Here is a 7,313-nt window from a genome sequence, read left to right on the forward strand (position 1 = left end):
GGCGCTCACGCGGTCGCCTCCGCAGCCGCGCGGGCCGCCGCCGGAAGGGCGTCGGCGATGCGCTGGACGGCCCGCTCGTCGTGGGCGGTGGACACGAACCAGGACTCGAAGGAGGACGGCGGCAGATAGACGCCGTTCGCGAGCAGCGAGTGGAAGAACGCGGTGAAGCGGAAGGACTCCTGCGCCCTGGCCTCGTCGTAGTTGGTGACCGGGCGGTCGGTGAAGAACACGGAGAACATGTTGGAGGCGGTCTGGAGGGTGTGCGCGACGCCCTCCTTGCTCAGCGCCTCGGTGACGAGCCCCTGGATCTGCTCGGACACCGCGTCGACCTTGGTGTACGCGGCGTCGTCGAGGAGCCGCAGCTGGGCGAGCCCGGCGGCGGTGGCGACCGGGTTCCCGGAGAGGGTGCCGGCCTGGTAGACGGGCCCCGCGGGGGCGAGGTGCGCCATGACGTCGGCGCGCCCGCCGAACGCGGCGGCGGGGAACCCACCGCCCATGACCTTGCCGAAGGTCATCAGGTCGGGAACGACACCCTCCACCCCGAACCACCCGGCGCGACTCGTCCGGAACCCGGTCATGACCTCGTCGGAGACGAACAGCGCACCGTTCGCGGCGCACGCGTCCTTGAGCCCCTGGTTGAACCCGGGCAGCGGCGGCACGACGCCCATGTTGCCCGGCGACGCCTCGGTGATCACGCAGGCGATCTCGCCGGGGTGGGCGGCGAAGGCGGCGTGCACGGCGTCCAGGTCGTTGTACGGCAGGACGATCGTGTCGCTCGCCTGGGCACCGGTGACGCCGGGCGTGTCGGGCAGCGCGAACGTGGCGAGACCGGACCCGGCGGCGGCGAGCAGCGAGTCCACGTGACCGTGGTAGCACCCGGCGAACTTGATCACCTTGGTGCGCTGCGTGAACCCGCGGGCGAGCCGGATCGCCGACATCGTCGCCTCGGTGCCGCTGGACACCAGCCGCACCTGCTCCAGCGGCGCGACCCGCTCGACCATCGCCTCCGCGAGGGCGACCTCACCCTCGGCGGGCGTCCCGAACGACGTCCCGCGCGCGACCGCCTCCTGCACGGCGGCGATCACCTCGGGGTGCGCGTGCCCGAGGATCATCGGACCCCAGGAGCAGACGAGGTCGACGTACTCCCGCCCGTCCGCGTCCGTCAGATACGGCCCGGTGCCGGACACCATGAACCGGGGCGTGCCGCCGACGGCGCGGAACGCCCGCACCGGCGAGTTCACCCCGCCCGGCGTGACGGCCGCCGCACGGTCGAACAGAGCCTGCGAGGCCGGTGCTTCGTATGGATATGCCAGTTCGCTCATGACCTGCGACGTCTCCGACCTTCTCGACCTTCTCCGACTTCTCGGACCCTGCTCCGGCTCTGGTTGCCCAGGGTGACCACGTTCAGGGTAGACAACCCGCCCGAACGGCGTGCCGTCTGCCAGACTGGAGCCCGTCCACGCAGCTCATGCGGGCGCGGACCGGGGCCGCCGGCTCCCGCGGGCATATGACGGCCGTGTGACGGCCGGATGTTCACCGCACGTTTCGGCGGGCGGCCGTGGGGGAGGTCACTGACACGATGATCGGGTTGCGCGGCGGGGGTCACGCGTCCTAGAAAAGCAGTCGGGTGGAGATATGCATCGCGGTGGCGGACTGGGCGAGGGGACCGACGACCTGGGTCCTCGACGTGCCCGGCGGGGAAGGCACCGACGCGACGCGGAGGCCACGGCCGAAGCACGCGAGACACGTCAGGCACACGGTGCGCCGAATGAGCCCGACCGGACCGACAGACGGGCCGGCCGACTGGGGGCGGGGAGCGGGAATGGTGGTCGGGTGGGGGTGACCTACAAGTACTTCGGCGCGCCCGACGGCGCGACCGCGGCCCGTGTCCCGATCTCGATGCGCCCCGAGGAACTGGGCGGCGACGAGCTCGGGATGAACGGCATGTTCACCAAGATCAAGCCGGAGACGATGGCCGCGATGGTCCTCACCGGCATCGAGGGCGTCCCCCTGCACAAGGTGCCCCCGCTGGAACTGGTCGTCCTGCACCCCGACTACGCGGTCGTGAAGCTCCCGATGACGGTCGTCGACCCCCTGCGCGGCATCGGCGAGGAGGCGGTCGGCGCGGCGGCCTTCATCTGGTCCACGGTCCCGGACCGCGGCGGCCCACGGGACGCGTTCAACGTCTACCAGCTGCTGCACGAGTGGCAGGACTTCTCACACCGGCTGCATGAGGCGGGGCATCAGCCGTATTGCTTGGTGTGGCCCTGAGCTGGGGTTTCTTGACTGACGGGCGGGGTTTTCGGACCCCGCTCCTCCACGCCGGCGCGGACCGGTCAGGCTGCGCCGATCACGGCCGTACGGGCATCCCGGGAGCAAGCAGCTCCAGCACGTCCTCCCAACGGTAACGATCGGCCCCACCGCCGGCCTTCGGCCGGTGAGGCTCGTAGGAACCGACCAGCACACCCATCTCGCGCAACCCTTCCAGACTCCGGCGGTACGCCGGATGGGCGGCCTGGGCGGAGTTCAGGTACGACAGCGAAGTGGCGACGACGCCGGAGGCGACCCCGGCGGCGCAGACCACGATCTGGAGGAACGGCTTGTCGTGCTGGGCACTCACCCGGGCGCTCCCAGTTGGCGGCTGAAGTGGTGGAGCTCGGGCAGTGCCCGGCGACGGTCGCGGGCTGCCATGTCGGCGACCAGTTCGCGTACGGCGGGACGGCGGACGTCCTGTGCCGCGCAGCTCTCGGCGATGCGGGGCCTGGTAGCCGTCGGCGAGTCAGCCCTGCTGACTGTAGGCGCGGGCGGCCTCCACCCAGAGGGCGGCCCAGGCCGGCGGCTGTACGCGGCGCTGGAAGTCGGGGAGATCGACCAGGCGGAGTGGAACACGCGCACTGCTGCTCTTCTCGGTGCGCATGTCGTCCCGGACAACCTGATGGGGCGGGCCTGGGCCGCGGTGCCGCCCGCTCGCCGCATGGCCGCACTCGCGCGGGCCGCCAAGGGCGCGGGCTACCGTCTTACGCTCTTGTCCAACAGCTTCGGCATCGATCCGTTCAACCCGTACGCGCAGGCCGCCATTTGGGACCTGTTCGATGTTCACGTCATCTCGGAGCAGGTCCACATGGCGAAACCCGACCCTGCCATCTACGAGCTGACGTTGGAACGCCTCGGGCTTCCTGCCGAGGCATGCGTGTTCGTCGACGACCACCCGAGGAACCTGCCCCCCGCCGAGGCCCTGGGCATCACCACCGTGCTTGCGACAGAGGAGGCCGCCACGGTGGCCGAGCTTGAGACATTGCTCGGAGTGAGCACTGCACTTTCCGTCCAGCGCCTGCCGATCGGCTGATCACCGGCCTCCCGTAAGGGCGGTGATCGATTTCAGTCTGGGACGATCTCGCGGTGAGTGATGCGAGGGTGTCGGCTGCGGAGGCCGTGGAGTCACATGTCCGGGCGTTCTTCGAAGGGCACCATGTGGATGTCGTGGACTACGACATCGGGCCGGAACGGCGAGCGGTGGTGTCTGATCTGCACGTGCTCGTTGTCGGTCCCGGCCCCCGCAGCGATGGCTGGGCCTATGTGACCGCCGGGTGTTGGGCCGCGATGGAGAAGCGTGGTCATGGGCTTGAGTTCGTGATGACCTCCCACGTCCGAGACCAGCGGTTCATCGATCTCATGGCGATGATCGGCTACTACCACTGCGGAGGACACCAGCTCGACCTGGAGCACAGCATGCCGATCGGTGAGTCGTGGGTGCCGGGTTCGGCCTGCGATCACCTGTTGATCAGCCTGCCCTATCTCCACGGACCCGACCTGGAGCACTGTCCCGTTCCCGGGGGTCAGGCCCGCATCCTGTGGGCCCTGCCCGTGACAACCGCCGAGATCGAGTACCGCAGGCGCCACGGACACGAGGCGTTGGAGCAGCTCTTCGACGAGGTGGGGATCAACCCGATCGACCCTTTCCGGGCGTCGGTCGCCTGACGATTTCGCTCTCGACGGTGCCCAGTGGCCACCGGGTCGGCATGCCATTGCCCTGGGTCCTCCGTAGCATGGGCGCGTGATCAGGAGCCTGCGAGCGAGTGACCGCCCCGTCGGGCGGTTGTTCGTGGTGCTCGTGATGGCTGTGCTGGCCGGGGTGCTCGGGATGCACGGGCTGGCGCCCGGGGGGATGCCTGCGGCGCACCCCAGTGGCGGGCATGTGATGACCGCCGCGGCGCATGCCGGTGGGGCCTGTGCGCACACCGGCGGTGGGGCCAGTCACCTCGATCATGCCGACGGGACGTGTTCCGCCGCCGGGATCGGTTCCGCGTACGCGCCGCCGGCGCTCACCGGTGCCCTGCTGGACGCGCGCCCCGTTCCCGCGCCGGGCGCAGCGCTGTCGGGGGCCTCCCATGACGGGCGTGCGCCGCCCGATCTCTCCGAGCTTCAGCTCCTGCGGATATAGAGCGGCCCGCTCGGCACCCCGCGCCCCAGCAGTTCCCGGTGGCGGGTGCCGTGCTTTCGCATGCCCTTCATCCGTTCCACCGCGCGCCGCGCGACGGCCCGCGGGAAGGAGTCGTACCACCATGCACCGCAAGCGTTCTCTCGTCGGTCTCCGTCGCAGTGCCGCCGTCGTCATCGCCGGGGCCGCCGCCCTCGTCCTCGCCGCCTGTGGCGGTGACGGCGACAGTCCGGCGACCGGGCACGGCGGTCACAACGCCGCCTCCCCCACCGCCTCGCAGGGGCGGCACAACGCCGCCGACGTCGTCTTCGCGAAGGGGATGATCCCCCACCACCGCCAGGCCGTAGAGATGGCCGACCTCGCGCCCACCCGGGCGCGGTCCGCCGACGTGAAGCAGCTCGCCGTCGAGATCAAGAAGGCCCAGGACCCGGAGATCCAGGCCCTGTCCGGCTGGCTCACCTCCTGGGGCGAGGACGTGCCCGCCGAGGGCGCCATGGACCACTCCATGCACGGCACGGGCGGCATGATGTCCGCCGAGGACATGGCCGCGCTCCAGGGCTCCTCGGGCGCCGCGTTCGACACCGCCTTCCTGGAGCTGATGATCAAGCATCACGAAGGCGCCGTCGAGATGGCCAGGACCGAGCAGGCCGACGGCGCCTACCCGCCCGCCACCAAGATGGCCGCGCAGATCATCACCTCGCAGAGTGCCGAGATCCAGCGCATGAACACGTTGCTCGGCAAGGACTGATCAGCGTCACCCCCGGGTGCTGACGGGGCGGGCTCCGCGGGGCCCGCCCCGTCGTACAAGACCGTTGGCTTTATACCCCCTGGGGGTATATGATTCCCAGTCGTGAGGGCGGGTCGGCAGAGGCCCGCGGGACGTCGAGGGGGACGAAGGCATGGACCACAGCACCCATCACCATCACCACGTCGACCACAGCGAGCACGGTCACGGCGACCACGGCCACGGCCCCGCCTCCTGGGCCATGGCCGCCAAGGCCACCCTCCACTGCCTCACCGGGTGCGCCATCGGCGAGATCCTCGGGATGGTCGTCGGCACCGCCCTGGCCTGGGGCAACGTCCCGACCATGGTCCTCGCCATCGCGCTCGCGTTCCTCTTCGGCTACTCGTTCACGCTCTTCGCCGTGCGCCGGGCCGGGCTGGATCTCAGGGCCGCGATCAAGGTCGCGCTCGCCGCCGACACCGTCTCCATCGCCGTGATGGAACTGGTCGACAACGGGATAATCGCCCTCGTGCCGGGCGCGATGGACGCCCACCTCTCCGACGGGCTGTTCTGGTACACGCTGCTCGGCGGGCTCGCCATCGCCTTCGTGCTCACCACGCCCGTCAACAAGTGGATGATCGGCCGTGGCAAGGGGCACGCCGTCGTCCACGCCTACCACTGACCCGCCTCCCGCGGGCGGGTCCTTCCGACGGCGTAAGCCCGGTGGTACGGGCCCGCCGGGCGGGTGAGGGTGGCAGCGGGCGTGTGCGCCGTCGCGCCCGTGGCCGCCTGCCGTCCGCGAGGGGGGACGCCCACCATGACCCACCCGGGCACCCTCGTCCTGATCATGGCCGCCGCCGTCCTGGCGCCGCTGCTCGTCCACGCGACCGGGCGCCGGGTCCGCGTCCCGCTGGTCATCTTCGAGATCGCCCTCGGCATCGTCATCGGCCCGGACGTGCTCGGCTGGGCCCACCCGGACGAGGTCGTCGACACGCTCGCCGACCTCGGCCTGTCGATGCTGATCTTCCTGGCCGGCTACGAGATCGAGTTCGCGGCGGTGCGCGGCGACACGCTCCGCCGGTCACTGTGGGCCTGGCTGGTCTCCCTCGCCGCCGGCATCGGGCTGGCCTTCCTGATCAGCGGCGGCGACACCTTCGAGGCGTTCGTCATCGGCACCGCCCTGACCAGCACGGCGCTCGGCACGGTGCTGCCGATGCTGCGCGACAGCGGAGAACTGCGAGGGCGGTTCGGCACGGTGATGTCGGCGTTCGGAGCGGTCGGCGAGTTCGGCCCCGTCGTCGCCGTCGCGCTGCTGCTCAGCGGGCGCCGGCCAGCCGAGTCGGCGGCGCTGCTGGCGGGGTTCGGGGTGATCACGGCCGGCGCCGTGTTCTGGGCGCTGCGGCCCCGCCCGCCCTGGTTCGCCCGGCTGACCGAGCGGACCCTGCACAGCAGCGGCCAGTTCGCCGTGCGGTTCGTGATGCTGCTGCTCGCCTGCATGCTGGGCCTCGCCGAGGTGTTCGGCCTCGACGTGCTGCTGGGCGCCTTCGCGGCCGGCGTCCTCACCCGCCTCGTACTGCACCGGGCCGCGCCCGCGAGCAGCGAGGAGGTCCTCGGCAAGGTGGAGGCGATGGGCTTCGGCTTCCTCGTGCCGCTGTTCTACGTGGTCACCGGCATCGAGTTCGACCTGGACGCGCTGATCCACGACGCGGGCGCCCTGCTCCTCGTGCCGGTCTTCCTGCTGCTGGTCCTGCTGGTGCGCGGTGTCCCGGTGTACCTGCTGGCACCCCGGGACCTGGACCCCACCGACCGCAGGGCCCTCGCCCTCTTCGCCTCGACGTGCCTGCCCCTGGTCGTCGCGATCACGACCATCGGCGTCGACCAGAAGCTCCTCGGCTCGGACGAGGCGGCGTCCCTGGTCGGCGCCGCGATGATCTCCGTACTCGTCCTGCCGCTGATCGCGACGCGCCTGCGGTCGACGACTGAGAAGGCGGGGCCCGCGGACGCGGCGGAGGACGCCGAGGCATGGTGAGCGGGGCCCGGGGGCACGGCCGTCACGCCTCCGGCGTCTCCTGGTGCCGGGCGTGCACGCCTGACGGCCGGCCTCCCGGCCGCGCGGCGCGGTCGATCGCCGACTCGACCGCGCCGATCCGG

General features: G+C 71.2%; 8 protein-coding genes and 2 pseudogenes. 7 read left to right on the plus strand and 3 right to left on the minus strand.

Annotation, left to right across the window (positions count from 1 at the left end; genetic code table 11):
- Positions 1-5 precede the first annotated feature (5 nt).
- Positions 6-1,322 carry a glutamate-1-semialdehyde 2,1-aminomutase gene (gene hemL, locus GTW67_RS06720; protein ID WP_161163878.1) on the minus strand — a complete coding sequence of 439 codons (1,317 nt, stop codon included), beginning with the start codon at positions 1,320-1,322 and terminating at the stop codon, positions 6-8.
- A 511-nt stretch (positions 1,323-1,833) separates the two neighbouring features.
- Here hemL and GTW67_RS06730 point away from each other — a divergent pair.
- The gene (locus tag GTW67_RS06730; protein ID WP_003974483.1) at positions 1,834-2,271 is read left to right on the plus strand and encodes a hypothetical protein; all 438 of its coding nucleotides are present in this window, start codon (positions 1,834-1,836) and stop codon (positions 2,269-2,271) included.
- 79 nt (positions 2,272-2,350) lie between these two features.
- Here GTW67_RS06730 and GTW67_RS06735 read toward each other — a convergent pair.
- Positions 2,351-2,539 (minus strand): annotated as a pseudogene (locus tag GTW67_RS06735) (flavoprotein); the annotation flags it as partial.
- A gap of 77 nt (positions 2,540-2,616) precedes the next feature.
- Positions 2,617-2,839, minus strand: a pseudogene (locus GTW67_RS37505) (helix-turn-helix domain-containing protein); the annotation flags it as partial.
- Between GTW67_RS37505 and GTW67_RS06740 the strand changes: the two are divergent.
- The 6 genes from GTW67_RS06740 (at position 2,789) to GTW67_RS06765 (ending at position 7,191) form a co-directional block, all read left to right on the plus strand.
- A complete protein-coding gene (locus GTW67_RS06740; protein WP_237518710.1) occupies positions 2,789-3,346 on the plus strand; it encodes an HAD-IA family hydrolase in 558 nt (185 codons plus the stop codon). The pseudogene GTW67_RS37505 and the gene GTW67_RS06740 overlap by 51 nt on opposite strands.
- A 134-nt stretch (positions 3,347-3,480) precedes the next feature.
- The gene (locus tag GTW67_RS06745; RefSeq protein ID WP_346010580.1) at positions 3,481-3,978 is read left to right on the plus strand and encodes a suppressor of fused domain protein; all 498 of its coding nucleotides are present in this window, start codon (positions 3,481-3,483) and stop codon (positions 3,976-3,978) included.
- 136 nt (positions 3,979-4,114) lie between these two features.
- On the plus strand, positions 4,115-4,441 hold the full coding sequence (locus GTW67_RS06750) for a DUF6153 family protein (RefSeq protein WP_202436899.1): 327 nt from the start codon (positions 4,115-4,117) through the stop codon (positions 4,439-4,441).
- Between the two features lie 121 nt (positions 4,442-4,562).
- A complete protein-coding gene (locus tag GTW67_RS06755; RefSeq protein ID WP_161163884.1) occupies positions 4,563-5,186 on the plus strand; it encodes a DUF305 domain-containing protein in 624 nt (207 codons plus the stop codon).
- Positions 5,187-5,337: 151 nt separating this feature from the next.
- Positions 5,338-5,844, plus strand: coding sequence for a DUF4396 domain-containing protein (locus GTW67_RS06760; protein ID WP_161163885.1), 507 nt, complete (start codon positions 5,338-5,340; stop codon positions 5,842-5,844).
- 135 nt (positions 5,845-5,979) lie between these two features.
- On the plus strand, positions 5,980-7,191 hold the full coding sequence (locus tag GTW67_RS06765) for a cation:proton antiporter (RefSeq protein ID WP_161163886.1): 1,212 nt from the start codon (positions 5,980-5,982) through the stop codon (positions 7,189-7,191).
- Positions 7,192-7,313: the final 122 nt, after the last annotated feature.

Source organism: Streptomyces sp. SID5910 (assembly GCF_009862125.1).
Taxonomy (GTDB): Bacteria; Actinomycetota; Actinomycetes; order Streptomycetales; family Streptomycetaceae; genus Streptomyces.